The organism is Yersinia sp. 2541 StPb PI (assembly GCF_052217145.1).
Lineage (GTDB): Bacteria > Pseudomonadota > Gammaproteobacteria > Enterobacterales > Enterobacteriaceae > Yersinia > Yersinia enterocolitica_E.
On sequence record NZ_JAZGQB010000001.1, the window covers coordinates 3,251,929 to 3,277,441 of the forward strand.

Sequence of the window (25,513 nt, forward strand, 5' to 3'; positions counted from 1 at the left end):
GTGGACTCCTGTTTACCGTGCTTCCTGCACTGGGGCAGTCGGCTGTTCAAAATGATAGCGGCCCGTTTTCAGGCTACTTGGCCCAAGGCGCGCGAATTTGAACATCAGGTACATTTCTGCCACCAGGAACAGCGTGTACAGACCACAGATCAACCCCATGGAGAATAGAATATCCCCAGCGGTGACTGACGAGTTTGCAATTGCTGTCGGCAGCACTTCACCGATAGCCCATGGCTGACGACCATATTCCGCCACAAACCAACCTGCTTCTACTGCAATCCACGGCAACGGAATACCAAACAATGCTGCGCGCAGTAACCATTTTTTCTCACCAATCCGGCCACGAACTACGTTATAGAAGGACAGACCGATAATCAGCAACATCAGGAAGCCACAGGCAACCATGATGCGGAAAGCGAAATACAGTGGCAGAACACGTGGGATTGAGTCTTTAGCCGCCAACTGAATTTGTTCTTCAGTCGCATCGGTAACGTTTTGGGTATAACGCTTCAGTAACAGACCGTAGCCCAGATCTTGTTTCGCCTTACTAAAGGCTTCACGCACCTCAGGGTCAGTGTTACCCGAACGTAATTTTTCTAGCAGACTGTAAGCATGAATACCATTACGGATACGGACTTCATGCTGAGACATCAAATCACGCAAGCCGATAACCGGTGTATCCAATGAACGGGTCGCTATTATCCCCAAGGCAAATGGAATCTGAACCGCAAATCGGTTCTCCATGGTTTCTTGATTCGGGATAGCAAACAGCGTAAAGGCTGCCGGAGGCGGTTGGGTTTCCCATTCAGCTTCAATTGCAGCCAATTTGGTTTTCTGCACATCGCCCATTTCGTAACCAGATTCATCACCCAGCACGATAACCGACAATACGGCAGCCAAGCCAAAGCTCGCCGCAATGGCAAAGGAACGCTTGGCAAACGGAATATCACGGCCTTTCAACAGATAGTAAGAACTGATACCCAGCACAAACATCGCGCCAGTCACATACCCTGCCGCTACAGTGTGAACGAATTTCACCTGTGCAACCGGGTTGAGAACCAGTTCAGAGAAGCTCAGCATTTCCATACGCATAGTTTCAAAGTTGAAATCAGATGCAATCGGGTTTTGCATCCAACCGTTGGCAACCAAGATCCACAACGCAGAGAAGTTAGAGCCTAATGCAACCAGCCAGGTTACAGCCAAATGCTGATGTTTACTCAGGCGATCCCATCCGAAGAAGAACAGACCGACGAAAGTAGACTCCAGGAAGAACGCCATCAAACCTTCAATTGCCAGAGGGGCACCGAAGATATCACCGACGTAATGTGAGAAATATGACCAGTTAGTCCCGAACTGGAACTCCATAGTCAAACCAGTAGCAACCCCCAGAGCAAAGTTAATAGCAAATAACTTGCCCCAGAATTTGGTCATATCTTTATAGATTTGTTTACCAGACAGCACATAAACCGATTCCATAATTGCCAACATAAACGCCATACCCAGCGTTAGTGGGACAAATAAGAAATGGTACATTGCCGTTAAGGCAAACTGTAACCGTGACAGTTCGACAATATCAAACATCTTGACTCCTTGCTCCTCGCAGGAAGACTCCGACTTGCGGCAACCGAGCCTCCGCTAACTAAATTGGAAGCCCTGAAATTACCCCGCAGTGAATGCCCAAAAAAACACAACAAAAATAACAATATCAACTACCCAGTATTACACCGCGGTAATAGTACGCTTCTAATCCCACACAATAAATAGGATTTTACGTGACCCAGCGTTGAGTTCTGGATACAGGTCAACAAACAGGCCATTTGCCCATCCCGCCGTAGTTTGATCTAGAACAATTTAAGCTCATATGAACATTATTGCTATATTCAAAACTTGATTTAGAACAATTAATTCTTTTTCATGTTAATTAAAAGTTTGATTGTTTTTATATAACCCCAATCTGTTAATGAAATGTAATTTTATGGTTTCTCTAATGCTTTATTACTGCGTTATTATGCGATCCAGATTAACGTTTAAATTTATTACACTCAGAGAGAGTTAAATCACAATTCCGAGTTTTATATAAATATATTAGTCTAACTTGAGGGAAGCGTTCGCAAGTGTTGCCATTTTGTTGCATGATGAAATGCTATTTCTTGATAAAATATTGAATCCTCTACAATGAAAAAAATAGCGCTCACCACATTACTCTGTGTCAGTACCACTTCCATCGCCGCGCAACAAGTTGATATCACTATTTTAGGCACCTCTGATTTACATGGTACTTTTGTGCCGTGGGACTATGCCAGTGACAGTGAAAACTTAGCCGGTAGCCTGAGCCAGATAGCCACGAAAGTGCAAAAAATACGGGCTGAACAGCCGAATGTGATTCTGGTCGATGCCGGTGATACCCTTCAGGGCAACTTTGTTGAAACCTTTAAAAATGAGCCGATCAGCCCGATGATTCTCGGCTTCAATGCCTTAAAATATGATGCCTGGGTGATGGGCAACCACGAATTTGATTTTGGCCTGAAAGCCCTTTCCACTTCACTAAAACAATTTGATGGCACGGCACTGGCGGGGAATATCTTCTGGGATTCAGGTAAACCTTACCTCCCCTCTTATAAAATCATCGAACGTCAAGGGGTGAAAATCGGCATTATTGGCATGGATACCCCAATGACTGCGGAGTTTGCACAAGGCACCGACCGTATCAATGGCATTCATTTCACCGATCCAGTACAAGAAGTGAAAAAGGTTATTCAGCAAATCCAGCCACAAGTAGATGCCATCGTGCTGGTTGCCCATATGGGAGTCGATAATGAGAATCAGCGCCCTGGCACCGGGGTTGGCGATATCGCCAAGGCCAATCCAGAGCTGGCAGCCATTGTCGCAGGTCATATGCATGTGAAGATTGATAAAGCAGTGGTTAACGGTGTCATTATCACTGAACCAGATAAGTATGGCCGCGCGCTCTCCCGCATTGATCTGAAATTTGAGCAGCGTGAGGGTAAATATCATCTGGTGGATAAAGACAGCTATACCTACCCGATCAAGGGAATCGAGTCTGATAAAAAGCTGGAAGCGATTTACCAGCCTTATCATGATATTTTGCGCGCCAATGCTAATCGGGTGATTGCAACCTTGAGCGGCAGTAATCTGGTACCATCCGATGAGATTAAAGGTATTCCTCAGGTCCATATTCAGGATACCGGTATCAGCGCGTTGTATCAGGAGGCGGCACATTATTATGCTCCTCAGGCGCAGGTTATTGCCTTACAGATTGATAACGACCATCCTAAACTGGATGTCGGTGATATCACCGCTAAAGACATTGCATTTAACTATCAATATGCCGGCGGTGAAATCACCGTTTATGCTCTGACCGGTAAAGCGTTAAAACAGTACATGGAGTGGTCGGCTGATTACTTTAATCAGGTTAAAGCGGGTGATGTCACCTACAGTTTTAATCCACAACGTCGCGCTTCAAAATATTCGACCAATGACTTCTTCGATGGTGTGACCTACACCATCGATTTGCGTAAACCAGCAGGTTCGCGCATCACCGACCTACGCCTCAATGACGGCACGCCTGTTACCGATAGCACTCCTATTCATCTGGGAATGAACAGTTACCGGATGGGGCATTTGACGCAAAAAGGTGGCGCATTGGAAGGACAGAAATTCCAAGTGTTATCAGACAGTAAAGCACAATACGGTGAGGAAGACGGCACAATACGTAATCTGACCATTCGCTATTTGACTGATATTAAGGCCGGGAAGTATGAGGGTAAAGTTCAGCAGCGCTGGCATTTAATCGGGTTGGAAGGTTTTGACAAACAGCAGAAGATTGTCAAACAGTTGATTAATAGTGGCAAAATTGCAGTACCAGCAACAGCAGATGGTCGCTACACCAATATTGCGTCAATTAACGTCAAAGATAAGTTGTTTAAGGATAGAGCCAGTTATGATGCTGCATTGGCTACGTTGCAGCAACAAACTACCAGTGCCAGCACTGAGCAGGCTAAGCAACAAGCGCAAACAGATATTATCTTAATCACCGCCCTGAATACGTTCTGATTAGCCACAAAAAAGGCCACCGCAAGGTGGCCTCTATCTTGAGTTAGTTATCAAACTAACATCGTATCTAATGGCTTACTGCGGTAACACAGCTTTAACGGCATTGCCGATTTCAGCCAGGCTACGGACTGTTTTCACACCGGCAGCTTCCAGCGCCGCGAACTTATCATCCGCAGTTCCTTTACCACCCGCAATGATGGCGCCTGCGTGACCCATACGCTTACCTTTTGGTGCAGTTACACCGGCGATGTAACCCACAACAGGTTTGGTCACGTGATCTTTAATATAAGCAGCGGCTTCTTCTTCAGCGTTACCACCAATTTCACCGATCATCACAATAACTTCAGTCTGCGGGTCTTCCTGGAACAACTTCAGAATATCAATGAAGTTAGAACCTGGGATCGGGTCGCCACCGATGCCAACACAAGTGGACTGACCGAAACCGATATCCGTGGTTTGTTTTACCGCTTCATAGGTCAAAGTACCGGAACGAGAAACAATACCCACTTTGCCCGGTAAATGAATGTGGCCCGGCATGATGCCAATCTTACATTCACCTGGGGTGATAACACCTGGGCAGTTCGGACCGATCATCCGTGCATCAGACTGTTCTAATCTGACTTTTACTACCAGCATATCCAGTGTTGGGATGCCTTCAGTAATACAGATGATCAGTTTGATACCGGCATCAATAGCTTCCAGAATGGAGTCTTTACAGAACGGCGCTGGCACGTAGATAACAGATGCCGTAGCACCGGTAGTTTCTACTGCTTCACGTACGGTATTGAATACTGGCAGGCCCAGATGCTGGGTGCCGCCTTTACCTGGCGTTACGCCGCCAACCATTTTTGTACCATAGGCAATAGCTTGTTCGGAGTGGAAAGTCCCTTGGCTACCGGTAAAACCCTGGCAAATAACTTTGGTGTTTTTATCAATTAAAATAGACATTATTTAGCCCCCACTGCCGCTACAACTTGCTGAGCCGCATCTGTCAGGCTGGTCGCAGCAATGATATTCAAACCGCTGTCTGCCAATTTTTTGGCACCCAGTTCAGCGTTATTTCCTTCCAGACGAACCACCACTGGCACGTTTACGCCCACTTCTTCAACCGCACCAATGATGCCGTCAGCGATCAGGTCACAGCGCACAATGCCGCCGAAAATGTTAACCAGAACCGCTTTCACTTTGTCATCAGACAGAATGATTTTGAATGCTTCAGTCACACGCTCTTTGGTTGCACCACCGCCAACATCGAGGAAGTTAGCCGGTTCACCACCGTGAAGTTTCACGATGTCCATGGTTCCCATTGCCAAACCGGCACCGTTAACCATGCAACCAATGTTGCCATCCAACGCCACGTAGTTCAGTTCCCACTGCGCCGCATCAGCTTCACGTTTATCTTCCTGCGACTTATCACGCATTTCACGCAGTTCTGGTTGACGGAACAAGGCGTTACCATCAGCACCCAGCTTGCCATCCAGACAGATCAGATCGCCCTGTTTGGTAATCACCAGCGGGTTGATCTCAACCATCGCCAAGTCACGTTCCAAGAACAATGTTGCCAGGCCCATAAAGATCTTGGTGAACTGAGTGACTTGCTTACCGGTCAGGCCCAGTTTAAAGGCTAACTCGCGGCCCTGATAAGGCTGCGGCCCCGTCAACGGATCCAATGCGATTTTGTGGATCAGTTCAGGCGTTTCTTCGGCAACTTTCTCAATTTCAACACCGCCTTCAGTGGATGCCATAAACACCACGCGACGGGAGCTACGGTCAATAACCGCGCCCAGATACAGCTCTTTATCGATATCAGTCGCAGCTTCAACCAGAATTTGGTGAACCGGCTGACCGTGGGCATCTGTCTGGTAGGTCACCAAGTTTTTACCCAACCACTGTTCAGCGAAAGCACGAATATCTTCTTTGCTGTTAACCAGTTTCACGCCGCCCGCTTTACCGCGACCACCCGCATGCACCTGACATTTAACCACCCACGGGCCAGCACCGATTTTAGATGCGGCTTCTTCTGCTTCACGCGGTGTAGTACAAGCGTAGCCAGTTGGCGCTGGCATGCCATACCGAGCAAACAGTTGTTTTGCCTGATATTCGTGTAAATTCATGATGTTCTATCCATATAAGGTCTGAGATGGGCCGAAGCCTACTAGGTAGCCTGATTGCACGGAGGCAGGTTAATCAACACCTTGCAATCAGACTGACCTTGTCATTTATCTTTTTTATACGTCGAGCAGTAAGCGAGCTGGATCTTCCAGCATCTCTTTCACCGTCACCAGATAACCCACGGACTCGCGGCCATCAATCAAACGGTGATCGTAGGACAGTGCCAAATACATCATTGGCAGAATCACTACCTGACCATTTACCGCCATTGGCCGGTCTTTGATAGCATGCATACCAAGGATCGCGCTTTGTGGTGGGTTAATGATCGGAGTCGACATCAGGGAGCCGAATACGCCGCCATTGGTAATAGTGAAATTACCGCCAGTCAGCTCTTCTACTTTCAGTTTGCCGTCACGGCCTTTTACAGCCAGTTCTTTGATTTTCTTCTCGATATCAGCCATACCCAGGGTATCTACATCACGCAACACTGGCGTCACCAGACCGCGCGGGGTAGAAACCGCAATACTGACATCAAAGTAGTTGTGATAGACCACATCTTCGCCATCAATAGAAGCATTCACTTCAGGATAACGTTTCAAAGCTTCAACTACCGCTTTGATATAGAAGGACATAAAGCCAAGACGAACACCGTGGCGCTTCTCGAAAGCTTCACCGTACTGCTTACGCAGGTCCATGATCGGCTTCATATTGATTTCGTTAAACGTGGTCAGCATTGCTGTACTGTTTTTCGCTTCCAACAAACGCTCAGCAACACGTTTACGCAAGCGGGTCATAGGTACGCGTTTTTCGCTACGGCTAGCCAGTGCCGCAGGTGCGGCGGCGGCTACTTTGGTCTCAGCCACTGCCGGTGCCGTTTTACGGTTTGCCAAATGACTATCGACATCTTCACGGGTAATACGGCCACCCACGCCGCTGCCTTTAATGGCAGTAGCATCAAGGTCATGTTCTGCAATCAGACGGCGAATTGCCGGGCTGAGAGTATCGTTACTCTCTTCTTCCAGGCTAGCGGTCTGGCGCTGCGCCGGAGTGGACTCAGTGCTTTGACTTTTTTCTTCCGTCGGCTTACCTGAACTGTCACTTGGACGAATACGGCCCAGTACCTGACGTGAGGTCACAGTCGCGCCTTCGTCTTCCAAAATGGCGTCTAAAATACCGTCCTGACTGGCCGGAACTTCCAGAATCACTTTGTCCGTTTCAATCTCAACCAGCACTTCATCGCGTTTAACGCTGTCGCCCGGTTTCTTGTGCCAAGTTGCTACAGAGCCATCAGCGACAGACTCAGGGAGGTCAGGAACATTAATATCTACGCTACTCATTCTCTATCCTTTATATGTTAACCGGCTCGCTACTCGACGGTAAGCGCGTCATTAACCAGAGCTTGTTGTTGTTTCTGGTGTACGGAAATGTATCCAACTGCCGGTGAAGCTGATGCCGGGCGACCGGCATAACGCAAGGAAGCACCAAATGGAATCACTTCGCGGAAGTTGTGCTGGCTACAATACCAGGCACCCTGGTTCAGCGGCTCTTCCTGGCACCAGACGAAATCATGCACATGAGCGAACTGTTCCAACACCGCTTGTACAGCATGATGCGGGAACGGATAAAGCTGCTCAATACGCACGATAGCAACATCGGTTTGCCCATTCTTACGGCGTTGTTCCAGCAGGTCGTAATACACTTTGCCTGAACACATAACGACACGTTTGACGCCTTTCGCATCCAGCTCGTCAACTTCACCAATCGCTGGTAAGAAGCTGCCATTTGCCAATTCATCAAGCGATGATATGGCCAACGGATGACGCAACAATGACTTAGGTGACATTACCACCAGCGGGCGACGCATACCACGTAATGCCTGACGACGGATCATGTGGTAAACCTGCGCCGGCGTAGAGGGGATACACACCTGCATATTTTGTTCGGCACAAAGTTGCAGATAACGCTCCAGTCGTGCGGAGGAGTGCTCTGGACCCTGCCCTTCATAACCATGTGGCAGCAACATCACTAGGCCACACATCCGGCCCCATTTCTGCTCACCGGAGCTGATGAACTGGTCGATAACCACTTGCGCACCGTTGGCAAAGTCACCAAACTGCGCTTCCCAGATAGTCAGGGTGCGTGGTTCTGCGGTGGCATAGCCATATTCAAATGCTAACACCGCTTCTTCTGACAGCACGGAGTCCCAAACCTGGAAGTCACCCTGCCCACTGTGTACGTTCGCCAGCGGCACATAAACCGAGCCATTTTTCTGGTTATGGATCACCGCATGACGATGGAAGAAGGTACCGCGACCCGCGTCTTCACCGGACAAACGAATCGGAATCCCTTCATCTACCAGCGTTGCGTAAGCCAGTGTTTCAGCCCCACCCCAGTCAAACGGCTTCTCACCACTTGCCATCAAAGCACGATCGCCATAAATCTTGGCAACACGGGATTGCATTTCAATGGCTTCCGGCGCATGGCTGATGCGACGCGCCAGATCTTGCAGGCGTTTCATCTCAACTTTGCTTGGATATTCTTCGTCCCACTCATGGTTCAGATACGGCGACCAGGTGAAGGATTGCAGATTCATCGGACGCCACTCTTCCACCACACAGTCACCACCATCCAGCGCATCACGATACAGGTTGACCATTTCCGTGGCATCTTCCAGGCTGGCGATATTTTGCTCGGTCAGCTTGTCAGCATAAATCTTGCGCGGCGTCGGGTGTTTTTTGATCTTCTGATACATCACGGGCTGCGTTGCACTTGGCTCATCGGCTTCGTTATGCCCATGGCGGCGATAGCAAACCAGATCGATCATCACGTCACGTTTAAAGGTGTTACGGAAATCCAACGCCAGACGGGTAACAAACGCCACAGCTTCAGGATCATCAGCATTCACGTGGAAAATCGGAGCCTGTACCATTTTGGCGATATCGGTACAGTACTGGGTAGAACGCGCATCCAGTGGGTTCGAGGTAGTGAAACCAATCTGGTTGTTGATAACAATGCGCACCGTCCCGCCCACTTCATAGCCACGTGCCTGTGACATATTCAGTGTTTCTTGCACCACGCCCTGGCCGGTAATCGCCGCATCACCATGAATAGTGATTGGCAGAACCATATTGCTGCGTGCTTCATCCAGACGATCACGGCGTGCACGTACCGAACCGATAACCACCGGGCTGACAATTTCCAGATGGGATGGGTTAAAGGCCAGTGCCAGGTGAACCAGGCCACCTTCAGTTTCCACATCGGATGAGAAGCCTTGGTGATATTTAACGTCACCGGTCCCCAGATGCTCTTTATGCTTACCGGCAAATTCGTCAAACAAATCTTCCGGCTTCTTACCCAAAACGTTGATCAATACGTTGAGGCGGCCACGGTGAGCCATCCCCAGAACCACTTCACGGGTACCATTTTTCCCCGCATGGCGAATCATCTCTTTCAGCATGGTGACCAGCGAATCGCCGCCCTCCAGCGAGAAACGCTTCGCGCCCGGGAATTTAGCCCCTAAATAACGTTCCAGACCTTCAGCGGCAGTCAATTCGCTCAGGAAGCGACGTTTTTCTTCATCACTGAATGTCGGTTTCCCAACCACCGACTCAATACGCTGCTGAAGCCAGCGTTTTTCTTCGGTGTTGGTAATGTGCATGTATTCAGCGCCGATAGAGCCGCAATAGGTCTGTTTCAGTGCTGCATACAGGTCAGACAACTTCATGGTTTCTTTGCCAATAGCAAAAGAACCCACATTGAAGGTGTTTTGGAAATCGGCTTCGGTCAGGTGGTGGTAGGAAGGTTCAAGGTCTGGAACAGACTCCTGCTTCCACAAACCGAGTGGATCAAGGTTGGCATGTTGATGACCACGGAAGCGGAAGGCGTTGATTAACTGCAACACCTTAACTTGCTTGGCATCATTTTCAGGATCGCTGATGGATGAGTTATAACGAGAGGAATCCTTCGCCAAGCGACGGAAATACTCACGTGTTTGAGAGTGGAACTGATCAGGTTTTACACCCGTTGTTGGTAGCTGTTGAAAAATTGAACGCCAACTATCATCAACGGAACCAGGATCGGTTAAAAAGTCTTCATAGAGCTGCTCTATGTAGGACTGGTTCGCGCCCGCCAGATAGGAGGAATCCAGCCAGGCCTTCATTGCGCCGTTCTGCATCATGATCCCTTAAGCTTTGAAGCTTCAGTTTTCGCCGTGGTTAACATATACACCGTAGTATCAACGGTTTGCCGTAAAAACGGTTCACTCGACGTGCTCAATGCACGTTCTGTTATGGACCTTAACGGTCCCGTTCAAGGAACCTCTAAAAACTGACTGCATGCCGGCTTTTAGAGATTCCCTACCTTGAAGCAACCCGGGAAATACATTCCCCGGGTTAATAAACTCACATCATGCACTACGTTGCAACTATCATTCGCTACCCTGTAGCTATACATGCGCTACGCTGTAACTATCATGCGCTACGCTGTAACAACATAGACTTAATGTGACCAATTGCTTTGGTCGGGTTAAGGCCTTTAGGACAAACACTGACACAATTCATGATGCTATGGCAGCGGAAAACACTAAAAGCGTCGTCCAGGTCATCCAACCGTGCTGCTGTTTCGGTATCACGGCTGTCAATCAGGAAGCGATAAGCAGCCAGTAACCCTGCCGGGCCGACAAACTTATCTGGATTCCACCAGAATGACGGACAAGATGTCGAGCAACAGGCGCACAGGATGCATTCATACAAACCATCCAGTTTTTCGCGCTGTTCCGGGGATTGCAAATGCTCACGTGCCGGCGGATTTTTGCCATCATTCAACAGGTAAGGTTTAATTTTCTCGTACTGAGTATAAAACTGCCCCATATCGACCACTAAATCCCGCACCACCGGTAACCCCGGCAATGGGCGAATCACAATCTTTTTATTACCCTTTTGCAATGCCGAGACTGGCGTAATACAAGCCAGACCGTTTTTGCCATTCATATTCAAACCGTCTGAACCACACACACCTTCACGGCATGAACGGCGAAACGACAGGGTAGGATCTTTTTCTTTCAACTGGATGAGCGCATCCAGCAACATCATATCCCGGCCTTCTTCCGCTTCCAGCTCATAATCCTGCATGTGCGGCGCGTTATCGATGTCCGGGTTATAACGATAAATTGAGAACTCAAGTTTCATGACCTTTTCCTCCGCAACGGGTTAGGTTTAACCCTATCAACACAACACATGCATTAATAAGAACGCACTTTCGGCGGGAATGCCGCGCGTAGCTTAGGCTGCATGTTTACCTCACGGCGGGTCATGCTCTCAGTGTCTGGCAAATAGAGCGAATGGCACAGCCAGTTAGCATCATCACGGTCCGGGAAGTCGAAGCGGCTATGAGCACCACGACTTTCGGTACGGAAGTTTGCTGATACAGCGGTGGAAAACGCAGTTTCCATCAGGTTATCCAATTCCAGACATTCAATACGCTGGGTATTGAACTCGCTGGAAGTGTCATCCAGACGGGCATTTTGCAGACGTTCGCGGATAGTTCTTAACTCTTCCAATCCTTTCGCCATCGCATCACCTTCGCGGAATACCGAGAAGTTATGCTGCATGCAAGATTGCAGTGCTTTGCGGATCTCAACGGGATCTTCACCTGAACGGGTGTTGTTCCAACGGTTCATTCGTTCCAGTGAGGCTTCAATATCTGATTCGCTGGCATCGCGGCTAGCACCCTGCTCCAGTAATGACTCTTGCAGATGCATACCGGCAGCACGACCAAACACCACCAGGTCCAGCAATGAGTTGCCCCCCAGGCGGTTGGCACCGTGGACGGAAACACAGGCGATTTCACCGACCGCAAACAAACCAGGGATGACAACATCTTCACCCTTTTCATTTACTGTAATTGCCTGGCCGGTCACTTTGGTCGGAATACCGCCCATCATGTAATGACAGGTTGGAATAACCGGAATAGGCTCTTTGATTGGGTCAACATGAGCAAAGGTGCGAGATAACTCAAGGATGCCCGGCAGGCGGGATTCCAGCACATCTTTACCCAAGTGATCTAATTTCAGTTTGGCATGTGGGCCCCAAGGACCATCACAGCCACGACCTTCACGGATTTCAATCATAATGGAACGTGCAACCACGTCACGACCCGCCAAATCTTTGGCGTTCGGGGCATAACGTTCCATAAAGCGTTCACCGTGCTTATTCAGCAGATAGCCACCTTCACCACGGCAACCCTCGGTAACCAGCACCCCCGCCCCAGCGATACCCGTCGGGTGGAACTGCCACATTTCCATATCCTGCACCGGTACACCGGCACGCAGTGCCATCCCCACGCCGTCACCGGTATTAATGTGCGCATTGGTGGTTGATTGATAGATACGACCCGCACCACCGGTGGCCAGCACCGTGGCCCGCGCTTTGAAATAGACCACTTCACCGGTTTCAATACAGATAGCAGTACAGCCAACGAAGGCGCCATCCTGATTTTTCACCAGATCCAGTGCATACCACTCAGAGAAGATAGTGGTGTGGTTTTTCAGGTTTTGCTGATAAAGGGTGTGTAATAGCGCATGGCCGGTACGGTCTGCGGCTGCCGCAGTTCGCGCCGCCTGCTCACCACCAAAGTTGCGCGATTGCCCACCAAATGGCCGCTGATAAATGCTGCCATCTTCTAAACGGGAGAAAGGTAACCCCATATGTTCCAGTTCGAGTACCGCTTCTGGACCGGTTTTACACATATATTCAATGGCATCCTGGTCACCGATATAATCGGAACCTTTTACCGTGTCATACATATGCCATTCCCAGTTATCTTCATGGGTATTACCCAGCGCCACGGTAATACCGCCCTGCGCAGATACCGTATGGGAACGGGTAGGGAAAACTTTAGATATCAGGGCACAAGACAGCCCCATTTGTGAAATTTGCAGTGCGGCGCGCATACCTGCACCACCTGCACCGACGACGACAGCGTCAAACTCTCTGACCGGCAGTTTCATTTAAGCACCCCACACCACAATTGTTCCATACAATAGATAGACCAGCAGCGTAACCACAACGGCCAGTTGTAACACCAGTCGTACCGCTAGCGGCTTTATATAGTCCGTTAATACCTGCCACAGACCAATCCAAGCGTGAGCCAGAATCGACAGCAAGGTCAGCAGGGTAAATACTTTTGTGATGTGCGAGGCAAAAAAGCCGCGCCAGATTTCATAGGTGATGTCCGGGACAATAACGACGAAGCCCAGGATATAAAGAATATAAAGAGTGATGACGATTGCAGAAGCACGCAGTAACAGCCAGTCGTGTACTCCATTACGCCCTAACGCAGAAGCATTGCTTACCATACGAGGACTCCAGCTAAAACTGACAGCACCAAGGTTAACACCATTGTTACTTGTGCGGAGCGGGTCCCCGCAGCCAAGCTCTCTTCGATGTAGCCAAAATCCATAAGCAAGTGACGGATGCCACCGCAAACGTGATAGGCCAGTGCAGTAAGTATTCCCCAGAAGATGAATTTAACAATAAAACTATTCATGACAGCCGCTGCTTGCATGAATCCCTCTTGCGAGGAAACAGACAAACCTAACAGCCAAAGGAGGATACCAACGGCAACGAAAGTAATTACGCCAGAGACTCGGTGTAAAATGGACGCTATCGCAGTAACGGGAAATCGAATCGTTTGCAGATCCAAGTTGACAGGTCTTTGTTTTTTCACGGTTTTGCCCACACAGCTCTTATTATTTTCCTTCCTCCGGGCCTTGTTGGGATCAGACAGCGTTAAGAGCCGAAACCCTTCACATCGCACATTTAAACATAACATCCTGCATGCCTAAATGACGTGTTCTATATAACGCTGGGTGCTCCTACTTCAGGGTAATCCGGAGACCTGGCGGCAGTATAGGGGGTTCACATTCTTATTACAATTCCCACACAAACCGATTGGTAACATTTCCCCTGAACAGTGATTAGGATCACGATTTACACAATTTATATAAAATTAATTATCTGATTTGACAAAGAATAAACATTTCCATTACAACTAGGGTAGAAATAAGCCCTATGATGCACTAAAGGTCTGCGGATACACTTCCCCATAAGCCTAAGTTATGCAACAGTGTATTAAGTGAATATCCCCATAGATATCGTAGGCAATGAACTATAAACGATAAGCATCCGACAAATCGTTAACAACTTTGTAACGTCGCTATCGATCCAGCCTCTCGGATCGCTGGCCGCATTGGTAAGACACTCTGTACCCTAAATCATGTTTTAATCGTGAATAAAACGTTTAATCGTGAATCAAACAGAGCAGTGCCGATAAGATAATGCCCTACAGGCATCTAAGACATTCCAGTTGTTAGCGGTTTTTAAAATAAGCGCGAAGGAGACTGTAAATGGCTGATAAAAAAGCGACGCTGAATCTGGCAGGCGAAGCTGCGATTGAACTGAAGGTTCTATCCCCAACCCTCGGCACTGACGTGATCGACGTCAGCACTTTAGGTTCTAAAGGGTATTTTACCTATGACCCTGGGTTTACCTCTACCGCGTCCTGCGAATCAAAAATCACGTTTATCGATGGTGATAAAGGGATCCTACTGCATCGTGGATACCCTATTGATCAATTGGCAAAAAACTCTACTTATCTGGAAGTTTGCTACATTTTGCTGTACGGCGAAACCCCCACAGCAGAAGAGTATGAAACCTTCAAAGCGACAGTAACCCGCCACACCATGATCCACGAGCAAATCACCAGCTTGTTCCGTGGGTTCCGTCGCGACTCACATCCGATGGCTGTATTATGCGGAGTGACTGGTGCACTGGCCGCGTTCTACCATGACGCACTGGATGTAAACAACGAGCGCCATCGTGAAATTACCGCCTTCCGTCTGCTGTCTAAAATGCCAACAGTGGCTGCCATGTGTTATAAATATTCCATCGGCCAGCCGTTTGTTTATCCACGTAACGACCTGTCCTATGCCGGTAACTTCCTGCGTATGATGTTCTCCACACCGTGCGAAGAGTATGAAGTCAACCCGGTGCTGGAACGCGCGATGGATCGTATTTTTATCCTACATGCCGACCACGAACAGAACGCCTCTACCTCTACTGTGCGCACCGCAGGTTCTTCGGGCGCTAACCCGTTTGCCTGTATCGCCGCGGGGATAGCATCCCTGTGGGGGCCAGCTCACGGCGGCGCGAACGAAGCCTGCCTGAAAATGCTGGAAGAGATTAAATCTGTCGAGCATATTCCAGAATTTATCAAACGCGCGAAGGATAAAAACGACTCGTTCCGCCTGATGGGCTTCGGTCACCGTGTGTATAAGAATTACGATCCACGCGCGACGGTGATGAAAGAAACCTGTGACGAGGTATTGAAAGAACTCAAACTGGAAAATGACAGCCTATTTGCAGTCGCGAAAGAGCTGGAACGTATCGCCCTGGAAGACCCTTACTTCGTTGAGAAAAAGCTGTATCCAAACGTGGACTTCTATTCAGGTATCATCCTGAAAGCCATGGGGATCCCGTCTTCAATGTTTACCGTGATGTTCGCGATTGCCCGTACCATTGGCTGGATTGCTCACTGGAATGAAATGCACGATGAGGGCCTTAAAATTGCCCGTCCGCGTCAGCTTTATACCGGTTATGCCGAACGTGACTTCAATAGTCAACTGAAGAAATAAGCAGAGTAATTAGACTGTTTATGATGAGAGCGCCACCGGTGAAGGTGGCGTTTTTTTATAGAGAAATCAGTGGATCGCGCCGCCTGATATATGCAGATCGTGTTCAATTTGCATGGCAATAGAGATAGCCAGTTCTAAGGCTACCAGCACTGAATGTGTTGACATACTGGGTGATCCGGGGTGAGCTACCGCCTGTTCCGGCAGATAAGGGATATGAATGAAACCACCCTTCACCTCACTATTGAGCTGATTTAACCGATGCAATAACCCGTACATCACATGGTTACAGACATAGGTTCCGGCCGTCTGGGAGACCGAGGCCGGAATGCCCGCCTCACGGATACCCTGCACCATCGCCTTGATGGGCAAACGGGTAAAGTACGCCGCCGGGCCATCCTCAACTATCGGCTGATCTACCGGTTGATTCCCCAAATTGTCAGGAATACGGGCATCATCAACGTTAATAGCTACCCGTTCGATAGTAATATCGGCGCGTCCCCCGGCCTGACCGACAGCCAACACCAATACTGGCTGAATTTCATCTATCGCGGCATTCAACGCAATTAATGCTTCACCAAAGGCGCAAGGCAACTGGCGAGCCACCACTCTGACCCCACCCAGCATTAAATCATTCAATTGTTTGACCACTTCCCAAGAAGGATTTACTCGCTCCCCACCAAATGGCTCAAACCCGGTAATTAATACACTTCTCATCACCACTCCTAGAGGAACATCAGGAAATACAGCAAGAATACGTTAACAATCAATAGAGTCACCCCGGTTGGAATCTGGGCTTTAATCACCGCATTCTTATCCGGCAACTCCAGTAACGCAGCAGGAACGATATTAAAGTTGGCTGCCATCGGCGTCATTAAGGTACCGCAGTACCCTGAGAACATACCAATAGCTGCCATCACTGCGGGATTACCGCCGTGTTGCAATACTAAAATTGGAATACCGATACCGGCAGTGACGATGGGGAAAGCAGCAAAGGCATTACCCATGATCATGGTTAACAGTGCCATGCCAATAGCATAGACCGCCACGGCGACAAAGCGATGATCGACTGCCAGATATTCCTGTGTCAGATGGGCAATAGCAGTTCCGACCCCGGCGGTGGTAAACAGCAGGCCAAGGGTGGCCAATATCTGTGGCAAGATAAATGCCCAGCCGATGGAATCGAGCAAACGCCGAGCTTCCTGCACCGGTTGTGCCGCGGTTTCGTGGGTCATGACGACCGCAATAATCAAACCGAGAACACAACCAACAGTCATCGAGAATAAGGTGACTAAGGTGGCGTGGTTGCCGGTGCCAAACAGCCATTGATCCAGCGCGGGGATATTGTTAAACAGCAGCACGCCAATAACCGTCACCACTGGGATAGCCAATGCCGGGATGAACAGCCGGTTCCCCAAACGCTTGGCACTCACTTCGCGCTGTTCTGGAGTGCGTTGATGATAGCTACCCAGTTTTACCCCACCAAAACCGGCAATCAGCGCCATAATCACCACCACCACACCGACAGTAATATTCAGAATGCGCTTCTCATCCGGTCCCTCGCCCGCCAAAGTATTGGCCAGACGATAGGTCCAATCACCCACCAGGAAAATCAGCCCGTATAATCCCCAAAATAAACCGGTGGTGATACGGCCCGGGTTGGCCTTATCACGAAATGACATTAACGCGACAATCAACAGCACTACGCCAGCCAGCCAATAAAGATATTGTTGTTGGAAAATCATTTTGCGTCTCCCTTGGTAGCCAAAGCAGACTGACTCAGCGCGGTTAACTCAGCGGCGAGGTGTTTATCCAAACGTTGCAAACGGTAGGCGTGGATCAGGAAAGCACAAATCGCCGTCGGGATACCCCACAACGCAATGTGTAACGGCTCGGTCTGAATGCCACCGGATTCCAGCATAAAGTTGTGCATAAAAATAATCGCACCGAAAGCGACAAAAATATCTTCACCGAAGAACAACCCAACGTTATCGGTCGCGGCAGACATTGCACGCAGGCGATAACGCACTTTCTCCGGTAACTCACCATAACGGGTTTCAGCCGCCCCTTCTGCCATCGGTGCCAGTAATGGCCGTACCATTTGCGGATGACCACCCAGACTGGTTAAACCCAGCGCGGCTGTCGCTTCACGCACAAACAGATACACAATCAATAAACGGCCAGAGGTGGCACTTTTAATTTGTGAAATCCACGCCTGCGCTCGCTCTTTCAAGCCGTGGCGCTCCAGCAAGCCGATAACAGCCAGTGGCAGTAACAGAATCAGAGGCAGGTTGCGGGTATTGAGAAAACCTTCACCCAGTTTTTCCAAAATAGTGGCCATTGGCATTAGCGCCGCCAGACCAGTGATGATACCGGCGGTAATCACCACCAGTACTGCGTTGATACGCAGTAAAAATCCGATTACGATCGCCGCAATACCAATTAGCGGCCAAAGGTTTACCGTTTGTTCCAAGGTGACTCTCCTGTCCTAAAGTGTTGTTATAAAGTGTGATATGTAGCTAATTGATGAAGCCATTCCACCCGGGCCAGGCGGTTATAATTTTTACTGCCCAACGTCCATCTTACTGCGCGGTTACCGTGATATTTTGCTGCTGAAAACTGTGGCGTAAACGGCGGGCAAAATCCAAGGCATGGGCTCCATCACCGTGGACGCATACTGTATCCGCCTGTACCGCTACCCAACTGCTATCACGAGCCTGAACCTGCTGACGCTGCACCATTGCCAACGTTTGTGACAACGCCAACTCGTCACTTTCAATTAAGGCATCTGGCTGGCTGCGCGGCACTAGAGTGCCATCAGGCTGATAGCGACGATCAGCGAATACCTCTTGTCGGGTCACCAAACCTGCGCGTTCACCGGCACGGATCAATTCGCTTCCCGCCAATCCAACCAGCCGTAACGACGTGTCCACGGCTTTCACCGCTTTCGCTATGGCATCCGCCAGCAGAGGATCAACCGCCGCCTGGTTATACAACATGCCATGAGGCTTCACATGTTGCATCACGCCGCCCTCCGCCTTCACGATAGCTGCCAAGGCACCTAATTGATAAACCACTTGGGCATACACCGTCTCAGGGGGTAACTGCATCGCGGTTCGACCAAAATTCTCGCGATCAGGGAAACTCGGATGCGCACCGATAGCAACGCCATATTCCATAGCCCAGCGCACCGACTGGCGCATGGTCTGCGCATCACCGGCATGAAAGCCACAGGCAATATTGGCTGAACTGACCAATTGCAGCAGTGCTTGATCATTAGCGCAGCCTTCACCTAAGTCGGCGTTTAAATCAATCTTCATTTGGCCTCCGTCGCATCGAATCCTTGCTGTAAACCCCATTCGATCTGTTTTAAGAAATGCTGTTGCTCCGCTTTGGCCCGCAGCGCCTCCTCAACTGTGCATGGCACAAAATGCACTGGTTCGCCGAGCCGAAGTTGAGCTAAATGGTAAAGGTCTGCTTCGATAACGCAGGCAATGCGCGGATAACCGCCGGTTGTCTGGGCGTCAGCCATCAGCACAATCGGCTGGCCGTTGTGCGGTACTTGCACCACGCCGGGCAATAGCCCATGGGATAGCATCTCGCGGTCCGTGGTGCGCGCTAATTCGCGCCCGGTCAGGCGATATCCCATACGATTGCTCTGTGGGCTGAGTTGCCAGGCTTCACGCCAAAAAGCACCCTGTGCGATATCGTCGAACTCATGATATTCCGGGCCAGGAACAGCCCGGACACGGTTACCAAATAACAGTTGTTTGATACCGACTGATTCACGTGGTAAACGTGTGGCTTGGCCTAATGGCAGGGTGTCGCCATCTTTGATCAGTCGCCCCTGATAACCGCCAAAACCGGCTTTCAGGTCGGTGCTGCGTGAACCCAACATCTCCGGTACTGCAATCCCTCCAGAAATGGCTAAATAGCTGCGCATTCCCCGATGTGGCACACTGAGTTTTAGCTGCTGCCCCGGCTTGACCGGATAACGCCAGCCGGTCCACAGCAACTGATTATCAAGCCGGGCATCGCAACCAGCTCCTGTCACCGCTATCCAGCCTGGTTGCGTAAATTGTGCCGTAAACTGACCAAGGGTAATTTCCAGCCCGGCAGCATCAGGCTCATTACCTACCAGCATATTTGCCATGCTGAGCGCCGGTAAATCGAGTGCCCCACCCTGGCTGATTCCCAAACGGCGAAAACCGCCACGGCCACTGTCTTGTACTGTGGTATAAATACCTGAACGAATAATATTCAGCATACGCCCTCCTTTAAGGGCAGGAAGCGCACATTATCGCCGGGCCGTAACAAGGTTGGCGGCATCTCCAGCGGGTTAAACAGTGCCAATGATGTGCGGCCAATAAGTTGCCAGCCGCCGGGCGTTGCCAGTGGATAGATACCGGTTTGGCTACCGCCAATACCGACAGAACCGGGCGCGACCACTAAACGTGGTTCAGCACGCCGTGGCGTGGCGAGTTTTTCCGGCATCCCCCCCAGATATGAGAAGCCCGGCTGGAACCCCAAAAAATAGACGATATAGCTCGCGCCAGCGTGGCACTCCACCACCTGACGCTCTGTCATGCCAGTGTGACGAGCCACTTCAGCCAGGTCTGGGCCTGCCTCACCGCCATAAATCACTGGAATGGTGATATCACGTGATTCAGGCACTAATGATTCGCTCTCTTCCCACCAGCGTTGGAGGCGTTCAATGGCGTCCAGCGCCGTATTTTGTGGATCTGACAATAATAGAGTCAGATTATTCATACCCGGAATCGCTTCAAGGACATCAGGATGATGAATCAGACGATCAGCTAAGCCCCAGATCCGTTGCTGGCTTGCTAATGTTACCGGCGGTTCCAATTCCAGAACCACCGCACTCTCTCCCAATAAATAGCATCGTGCTCTTTGCACTCCCGTCCCCCTAAGACATGTATAGTTTTTATTTTCATTAGATAAATAGCTTTTATAAGGACATATTTATGCGTTAGCACCTAACTGCTGTCAATAGAACTGAATCAACCAATAGATATCAGCAATCACTAGATTCAATGTAAATCCTGAAATTAACCGCTAAAAACAGCGTATTTTGAAGTTTTTTACGAAGGAAAGTGGTAAATAATCGATTCTTTTCTTATTTAGAATCAGGCTATAGAGAGCAAATATTCTTAAAAACTGTCGGTTTATCATCCAACTATGGCCAGATGATGATTTTAAATAGCCAGAGAGAGGATAAAACCTTGTTTAAAGTATGGTTTAATTGCACATAAACAAGGAGATACCTACAGTAGATTATGCACCGATACTTATTACCAGTGCATAATGTTGCATAATGGTCAGGCGGGATTGGGGATATCGATAAAGATAACTTCAAATTGATGCTTGCTAGCCAACCATTCACCTAACGCCTTGATGCCGTAGCGCTCAGTGGCGTGATGCCCCGCAGCATAAAAATTCACGCCCATCTCCCGGGCAATATGAATTGTTTGCTCTGAAACTTCACCAGTGATAAATGCATCAACACCAAAATCAGCCGCTTGTTGGATAAAACCCTGCCCGCCGCCGGTACACCAGGCAAGACGACGCACATCTACTGGCGCTCGATCACCACAATGTAATACCTCACGGCCCAACAATTTTTCCAGCCGTTCACGTAAAATTACCGCATTTAACGGTGCATCAAACTCACCATAAGGTAAGAAAGATTCAATTTCACCCGACACCCGAATACCCAGTAATTTAGCCAATTGCGCGTTATTGCCTAATTCAGGATGAGCATCCAGTGGCAAATGGTAGCCATACAAATTGATATCGTTGGTAAGCAATGTTTTCAGCCGGTTACGTTTCATTCCACGCACCACGACCGGTTCATTTTTCCAAAAATAACCGTGATGAACCAAAATAGCATCGGCCTGTTGCCCAACCGCAGCATCCAATAGTGCCTGGCTGGCGGTCACGCCGGTGACAATGCGCTTGATCTCTTCGCGCCCCTCAACTTGCAAACCATTGGGTGCATAGTCTTGAAAAACCGAGATATTCAGTTGGCTATTGAGTAGAGTTTCCAGTTCGGTATTGCGCATTTCATCAGCCTCAAAAAATATAAATGGGTAGTTAAAAACGCTGGCTATCGCCTTGCTCCATCAGGATAAAATTAACCCCCATATCATTACCTTGTTGCAACTCAGTGGCAATCGTTTTACGCACATCTTGCCCCTGTTTAAATGAAGGTTTTATATGACTGATAACCACCGGCAGCCCCTTTAATGGTTGGCCTTCACCGCTGTATTTCTCCAGATTTTTCAATTCCTTCAGCAACCACTTAGGCGTCATATGGCCGTACAACTTGTTATCAGCAACGTCATTGGGGAAAGAAACTTCGATTATCATCCCTTTCAATTGCTGCTGTTTAACCTTTTCGGCCAGGTTACGCCACACCGTATCCAGATTTTTCGACTTTTCCATCTCATCCGGGCCAGTATCACCAAAATAGGCAAATGACTGATTATTACTACTGATCAATAACATAGCAGAGGGGGACTTATCATGGCTCAGTGGATACAATTCCCCCGTCAAACGGGTTAAGCCCAGGCTTAGAGGCTGGTTTGGCCGCACCATTTGCATGCGATAGGTTCCCAGCCGGGTACCGCTGCCGCTGTCAGTAAAGTTAGGCCAGACACGCCAGTTAAAATAGTAGTTTCGCAATACATCAATCGTGTCTGCCGAGGCATAAAGGGGCTTGTTGCTGTCTTGCGGCGAACCGATAATCAGGCCGGAAACATGGTCAAGATGGGCATGACTAAGAAAATAGCTGTTGATGCGCTGGCGAAAGATATAACCCTGACGTGTCAGCGGGGCGGCGGTTTCATCGGTAATATCGGGGAAAGCGCCCTTCTCCAGAGCTTTGGCAATACCCGGTAGCACCGAACCGGCATCCAGAGCTAAATAGACCGGCTGGCTATCATCACGAATCAGATAAGATGTCAGATTGCCATCGCTGACACCACCATCCACCCCCAGAGCCACCACCTCAAAACCGGCCGCTGCCAGCGAGCTATATAGGCTAAACGATAAAATCAGCCCGGCGTTAAGCACCATGTGGGTTATCTTATTGGTACATAACGTGGGTTTCGTTAAAACATGGGTTTTAGTTGAAACACAGAATTTAGTCGAAATATATGTCAAAAACATGCAAGCTCCTGGTGATTAGGGATCCTTGCGGCCATCCCGCTTAGCGGCTTCAAATGCCGCGAGTGTAGCCAATCTGGCCAGCTTATGATCCACCAGCGGTAGTGGGTAATCCAGATGTTGCTGTTGCCGCTGCGCCCAGCGCCATGGCTGATGGATATCACTGTCTGGCACCCTAGCCAGCTCAGGTAACCAACGGCGGATAAAAACGCCGCTCGGGTCAAAACGCTCGCCCTGGGTGGTGGGATTAAAAATACGAAAATAGGGTGCAGCATCAGTACCCGTGGAGGCAGCCCACTGCCAGCCTCCATTATTGGCGGCCAAATCCCCATCCAATAGTTGGGACATAAAATAGCGTTCGCCGTGTCGCCAATCGATCAACAGGTCTTTAACCAGAAAACTGGCGCTGATCATCCGCAGGCGGTTATGCATCCAGCCGGTTTCATTCAACTGCCGCATAGCTGCATCAACAATAGGGTAACCTGTTTGTCCCTGCTGCCAGGCAAGTAGTTGCTGTTCTGAGTGATGCCATATTACGCCATCAGTCCAGTCAATAAAGGGACGATGCTGGCATAAACGCGGATAAGCCACTAACAAATGACGATAAAATTCACGCCAGACCAACTCATTGAGCCAAGTAAAAGCACCACCGTCGGAGTTTTCCAGCAACGCGGGACATTCTGCCAACAAGCGGTTAAAGCATTGACGGGGCGAAAGTATCCCCAACGCCAGATAAGGTGACAAACAACTGGTTCCTGCCACAGCAGGCAGATCACGTTGTTGCTGGTAGTCCTGAACCTGCTCGCGACAAAAACTGCGCAGGCGATGTAATGCCGCCTCTTCGCCTGCCGGAAATAATTGGCTATCTACCGGTTGTTGCGGATAGTCAAACGGGAGCAGTGGTAATGGCATAGCAGCTACCACGTTATCGCGCGTTTTTGGCGCAGGGACACAACGGCATTCACTCATCATTAAACGCTGAATAAAAGCACGACGAAACGGGGTAAATACTTTGTACATCTCATTATTACCGGTCAGGACACTGCCCGGCGGCAATAACACACTGTCATCGAAACGGTGGCAGGTAATGGTATGACCGGCTTCTTGCCGATGATTGAGCCGCGTCACTAGCGCCCCATCTCGCAGTTGTTCATTTAACTCATACTGTTGGTTAAAAAATAGCGCATCAACTTGCTGCTGCTGACAAAAATCATCCAGCCAGATAATGGAGTCCTGAAAATCATCACACTGATGATAGTGTAGCGGTATCGCCCGGATAGCCAGTGCGTGCTGTAACTGTTGTAGGTTTTGCAGCAGGAAGGTGGCCTGCCGAGGGGCCATATCATGTGCGGCCCATTGTGCAGGGGTCGCGATAAATAGCGCAATCACAGTGGCTTGTGGGTCCTGACAAGCGGCATGCAGCGCCAGATTATCCGTTACGCGTAGATCATTACGAAACCAGACCAGATGCGTCGCCATGCCTTATCCTTGTGCCGAGTAAAATGTAAAATAGCGTTGTCCGGCCAGATACTCATTCGGGAATTCAACCAAGTAAGCATTTATTTGGCCGATGGGGACACTCAAAGGCAACTCACCTACCCGATACTGCTCGATAAGCTGTGCCAATGCCTGACGTTGTGTTGACGTAAGGTAAGGCCGAAAATAACCCTGTACATGCATTAATACGTTGGTGTGATTGGCGGACGTTGGCTGATGAGACAACAAATGCAGTAAACGCTGACGATACTCATCAGTAAACTCAATTAATGATGACCATCTATCCATTGAGGCAATAAAAGGACCGATTTCGCGGTATTCAGGCTGCGAATGCGCCAACAGCACTAACTTATAGCGGCTATGAAAATCCATCAATTGGCCACGTGTTATGCCTGCTGCATATAACGCATCAAGCTCGTCTCGCGCATGGCAGTACTCGATACTGTGGGTTACCTGATTACTCTCCAGCATTCTATTCTCCCTTGGCCTTGGCAGCTTTTCTCATCACAGCATAACAGTTGTTGCCCGAGAACCACGCTCTTGCTTGATACCTTTATATCTGGGGCAGATATAAAGGCAGTAAAAAGCCCGCGAGTGTTAACCCACGGGCCATTAATTTTACGCCGTTTTTATCTACGAGCAGCTTACTGATTTATCTCAGTAAAAATCCTGTATTGCCGATTCAGACTGTGCCAACCACACCGGCTTATCACTGGTTTTAGCCCAAACCCGGTGCAGATAGCTGTAAAAACGGGCGCGATCTTTGCGGAAAAGCATCACCGGCAGTGCCAGTAAACCGACCAGAATCACTGCGCTCCGGCGCAAGAGAACCTGATGCAATGGGTATGCGTTGTACATGGTCATAACGATCCTCCTTTAAAACGCCTTGGTGTAACAGCCAACTCGGTTAAACAGAGAGTCGATTTACAACTTGGCGTTAAAAATAAAATAAAC

The 25,513-nt window shown here is 49.2% G+C and carries 22 protein-coding genes; 2 read left to right on the forward strand and 20 right to left on the reverse strand.

What is annotated here, in order from left to right; translation table 11 throughout:
* Positions 1-12 precede the first annotated feature (12 nt).
* Positions 13-1,581: a cytochrome ubiquinol oxidase subunit I gene (cydA, locus tag V1953_RS14715; RefSeq protein ID WP_083159591.1), complete on the reverse strand. Its 1,569-nt coding sequence runs from the start codon at positions 1,579-1,581 to the stop codon at positions 13-15.
* A 594-nt stretch (positions 1,582-2,175) separates the two neighbouring features.
* Here cydA and V1953_RS14720 point away from each other — a divergent pair.
* Positions 2,176-4,074 (forward strand): bifunctional metallophosphatase/5'-nucleotidase, encoded by a 1,899-nt coding sequence (locus V1953_RS14720; RefSeq protein WP_442851080.1) that lies wholly within the window; start codon positions 2,176-2,178, stop codon positions 4,072-4,074.
* A gap of 75 nt (positions 4,075-4,149) precedes the next feature.
* Here V1953_RS14720 and sucD read toward each other — a convergent pair whose 3' ends face one another.
* The 8 genes from sucD to sdhC all read right to left on the reverse strand — a co-directional run bounded on the left by sucD (position 4,150) and on the right by sdhC (position 13,923).
* Entirely contained in the window at positions 4,150-5,022 is an 873-nt protein-coding gene (gene sucD, locus V1953_RS14725) for a succinate--CoA ligase subunit alpha (RefSeq protein ID WP_083159595.1), read from the reverse strand.
* Positions 5,022-6,188 (reverse strand): ADP-forming succinate--CoA ligase subunit beta, encoded by a 1,167-nt coding sequence (gene sucC, locus V1953_RS14730; protein ID WP_005188956.1) that lies wholly within the window; start codon positions 6,186-6,188, stop codon positions 5,022-5,024. The genes sucD and sucC overlap by 1 nt, the downstream gene beginning before the upstream one ends.
* 114 nt (positions 6,189-6,302) lie before the next feature.
* Positions 6,303-7,523 carry a 2-oxoglutarate dehydrogenase complex dihydrolipoyllysine-residue succinyltransferase gene (gene odhB / locus V1953_RS14735; RefSeq protein WP_083159597.1) on the reverse strand — a complete coding sequence of 407 codons (1,221 nt, stop codon included), beginning with the start codon at positions 7,521-7,523 and terminating at the stop codon, positions 6,303-6,305.
* A gap of 29 nt (positions 7,524-7,552) precedes the next feature.
* Positions 7,553-10,360: a 2-oxoglutarate dehydrogenase E1 component gene (gene sucA, locus V1953_RS14740; protein WP_083159599.1), complete on the reverse strand. Its 2,808-nt coding sequence runs from the start codon at positions 10,358-10,360 to the stop codon at positions 7,553-7,555.
* A 295-nt stretch (positions 10,361-10,655) separates the two neighbouring features.
* Complete coding sequence (locus V1953_RS14745; protein ID WP_083159601.1) at positions 10,656-11,372, reverse strand: succinate dehydrogenase iron-sulfur subunit; 717 nt, start codon at positions 11,370-11,372, stop codon at positions 10,656-10,658.
* Positions 11,373-11,425: 53 nt separating this feature from the next.
* Complete coding sequence (gene sdhA / locus V1953_RS14750) at positions 11,426-13,192, reverse strand: succinate dehydrogenase flavoprotein subunit (protein WP_083159603.1); 1,767 nt, start codon at positions 13,190-13,192, stop codon at positions 11,426-11,428.
* Entirely contained in the window at positions 13,193-13,540 is a 348-nt protein-coding gene (sdhD, locus tag V1953_RS14755; protein ID WP_050098880.1) for a succinate dehydrogenase membrane anchor subunit, read from the reverse strand. It lies immediately after the preceding gene.
* Entirely contained in the window at positions 13,534-13,923 is a 390-nt protein-coding gene (gene sdhC / locus V1953_RS14760) for a succinate dehydrogenase cytochrome b556 subunit (RefSeq protein WP_083163805.1), read from the reverse strand. Before sdhC ends, sdhD begins: the two co-directional genes overlap by 7 nt.
* Before the next feature lie 667 nt (positions 13,924-14,590).
* Here sdhC and V1953_RS14765 point away from each other — a divergent pair.
* Positions 14,591-15,877, forward strand: coding sequence for a citrate synthase (locus V1953_RS14765; protein WP_083159605.1), 1,287 nt, complete (start codon positions 14,591-14,593; stop codon positions 15,875-15,877).
* Between the two features lie 66 nt (positions 15,878-15,943).
* On the opposite strand, the gene pcp is transcribed toward V1953_RS14765, so the two are convergent.
* From pcp to V1953_RS14820, 11 genes are all read right to left on the reverse strand, one after another.
* Positions 15,944-16,591 (reverse strand): pyroglutamyl-peptidase I, encoded by a 648-nt coding sequence (gene pcp, locus V1953_RS14770; RefSeq protein ID WP_083159607.1) that lies wholly within the window; start codon positions 16,589-16,591, stop codon positions 15,944-15,946.
* 8 nt (positions 16,592-16,599) lie between these two features.
* On the reverse strand, positions 16,600-17,619 hold the full coding sequence (locus V1953_RS14775; protein WP_442851081.1) for a DUF979 domain-containing protein: 1,020 nt from the start codon (positions 17,617-17,619) through the stop codon (positions 16,600-16,602).
* The gene (locus V1953_RS14780) at positions 17,616-18,347 is read right to left on the reverse strand and encodes a DUF969 domain-containing protein (RefSeq protein WP_372558356.1); all 732 of its coding nucleotides are present in this window, start codon (positions 18,345-18,347) and stop codon (positions 17,616-17,618) included. Before V1953_RS14780 ends, V1953_RS14775 begins: the two co-directional genes overlap by 4 nt.
* Before the next feature lie 109 nt (positions 18,348-18,456).
* Positions 18,457-19,194, reverse strand: a complete 738-nt coding sequence (pxpA, locus tag V1953_RS14785) for a 5-oxoprolinase subunit PxpA (protein WP_083159610.1) — start codon at positions 19,192-19,194, stop codon at positions 18,457-18,459.
* Complete coding sequence (gene pxpC / locus V1953_RS14790; protein ID WP_372568866.1) at positions 19,191-20,141, reverse strand: 5-oxoprolinase subunit PxpC; 951 nt, start codon at positions 20,139-20,141, stop codon at positions 19,191-19,193. Before pxpC ends, pxpA begins: the two co-directional genes overlap by 4 nt.
* Positions 20,135-20,791, reverse strand: coding sequence for a 5-oxoprolinase subunit PxpB (pxpB, locus tag V1953_RS14795; RefSeq protein WP_050086195.1), 657 nt, complete (start codon positions 20,789-20,791; stop codon positions 20,135-20,137). The genes pxpC and pxpB overlap by 7 nt, the downstream gene beginning before the upstream one ends.
* A 422-nt stretch (positions 20,792-21,213) precedes the next feature.
* Positions 21,214-21,957, reverse strand: a complete 744-nt coding sequence (locus V1953_RS14800) for a type 2 GTP cyclohydrolase I (RefSeq protein WP_442821112.1) — start codon at positions 21,955-21,957, stop codon at positions 21,214-21,216.
* 31 nt (positions 21,958-21,988) lie between these two features.
* Positions 21,989-22,972: an MBL fold metallo-hydrolase gene (locus tag V1953_RS14805; protein WP_420072739.1), complete on the reverse strand. Its 984-nt coding sequence runs from the start codon at positions 22,970-22,972 to the stop codon at positions 21,989-21,991.
* A gap of 108 nt (positions 22,973-23,080) precedes the next feature.
* Entirely contained in the window at positions 23,081-24,541 is a 1,461-nt protein-coding gene (gene phrB, locus V1953_RS14810) for a deoxyribodipyrimidine photo-lyase (protein ID WP_083159614.1), read from the reverse strand.
* Positions 24,542-24,544: 3 nt separating this feature from the next.
* A complete protein-coding gene (locus V1953_RS14815) occupies positions 24,545-25,030 on the reverse strand; it encodes a YbgA family protein (protein WP_083159615.1) in 486 nt (161 codons plus the stop codon).
* A gap of 186 nt (positions 25,031-25,216) precedes the next feature.
* Positions 25,217-25,423, reverse strand: a complete 207-nt coding sequence (locus V1953_RS14820; RefSeq protein WP_083159616.1) for a YbfA family protein — start codon at positions 25,421-25,423, stop codon at positions 25,217-25,219.
* Positions 25,424-25,513: the final 90 nt, after the last annotated feature.

Coding starts and splice junctions, on each gene's coding strand:
- cydA (WP_083159591.1), bottom strand. CDS start 1,581: ATGTTTGATATTGTCGAACTGTCACGGTTACAGTTTGCCTTAACGGCA.
- V1953_RS14720 (WP_442851080.1), top strand. CDS start 2,176: ATGAAAAAAATAGCGCTCACCACATTACTCTGTGTCAGTACCACTTCC.
- sucD (WP_083159595.1), bottom strand. CDS start 5,022: ATGTCTATTTTAATTGATAAAAACACCAAAGTTATTTGCCAGGGTTTT.
- sucC (WP_005188956.1), bottom strand. CDS start 6,188: ATGAATTTACACGAATATCAGGCAAAACAACTGTTTGCTCGGTATGGC.
- odhB (WP_083159597.1), bottom strand. CDS start 7,523: ATGAGTAGCGTAGATATTAATGTTCCTGACCTCCCTGAGTCTGTCGCT.
- sucA (WP_083159599.1), bottom strand. CDS start 10,360: ATGCAGAACGGCGCAATGAAGGCCTGGCTGGATTCCTCCTATCTGGCG.
- V1953_RS14745 (WP_083159601.1), bottom strand. CDS start 11,372: ATGAAACTTGAGTTCTCAATTTATCGTTATAACCCGGACATCGATAAC.
- sdhA (WP_083159603.1), bottom strand. CDS start 13,192: ATGAAACTGCCGGTCAGAGAGTTTGACGCTGTCGTCGTCGGTGCAGGT.
- sdhD (WP_050098880.1), bottom strand. CDS start 13,540: ATGGTAAGCAATGCTTCTGCGTTAGGGCGTAATGGAGTACACGACTGG.
- V1953_RS14765 (WP_083159605.1), top strand. CDS start 14,591: ATGGCTGATAAAAAAGCGACGCTGAATCTGGCAGGCGAAGCTGCGATT.
- pcp (WP_083159607.1), bottom strand. CDS start 16,591: ATGAGAAGTGTATTAATTACCGGGTTTGAGCCATTTGGTGGGGAGCGA.
- V1953_RS14775 (WP_442851081.1), bottom strand. CDS start 17,619: ATGATTTTCCAACAACAATATCTTTATTGGCTGGCTGGCGTAGTGCTG.
- pxpA (WP_083159610.1), bottom strand. CDS start 19,194: ATGAAGATTGATTTAAACGCCGACTTAGGTGAAGGCTGCGCTAATGAT.
- pxpC (WP_372568866.1), bottom strand. CDS start 20,141: ATGCTGAATATTATTCGTTCAGGTATTTATACCACAGTACAAGACAGT.
- V1953_RS14800 (WP_442821112.1), bottom strand. CDS start 21,957: ATGCGCAATACCGAACTGGAAACTCTACTCAATAGCCAACTGAATATC.
- V1953_RS14805 (WP_420072739.1), bottom strand. CDS start 22,972: ATGGTGCTTAACGCCGGGCTGATTTTATCGTTTAGCCTATATAGCTCG.
- phrB (WP_083159614.1), bottom strand. CDS start 24,541: ATGGCGACGCATCTGGTCTGGTTTCGTAATGATCTACGCGTAACGGAT.
- V1953_RS14815 (WP_083159615.1), bottom strand. CDS start 25,030: ATGCTGGAGAGTAATCAGGTAACCCACAGTATCGAGTACTGCCATGCG.
- V1953_RS14820 (WP_083159616.1), bottom strand. CDS start 25,423: ATGACCATGTACAACGCATACCCATTGCATCAGGTTCTCTTGCGCCGG.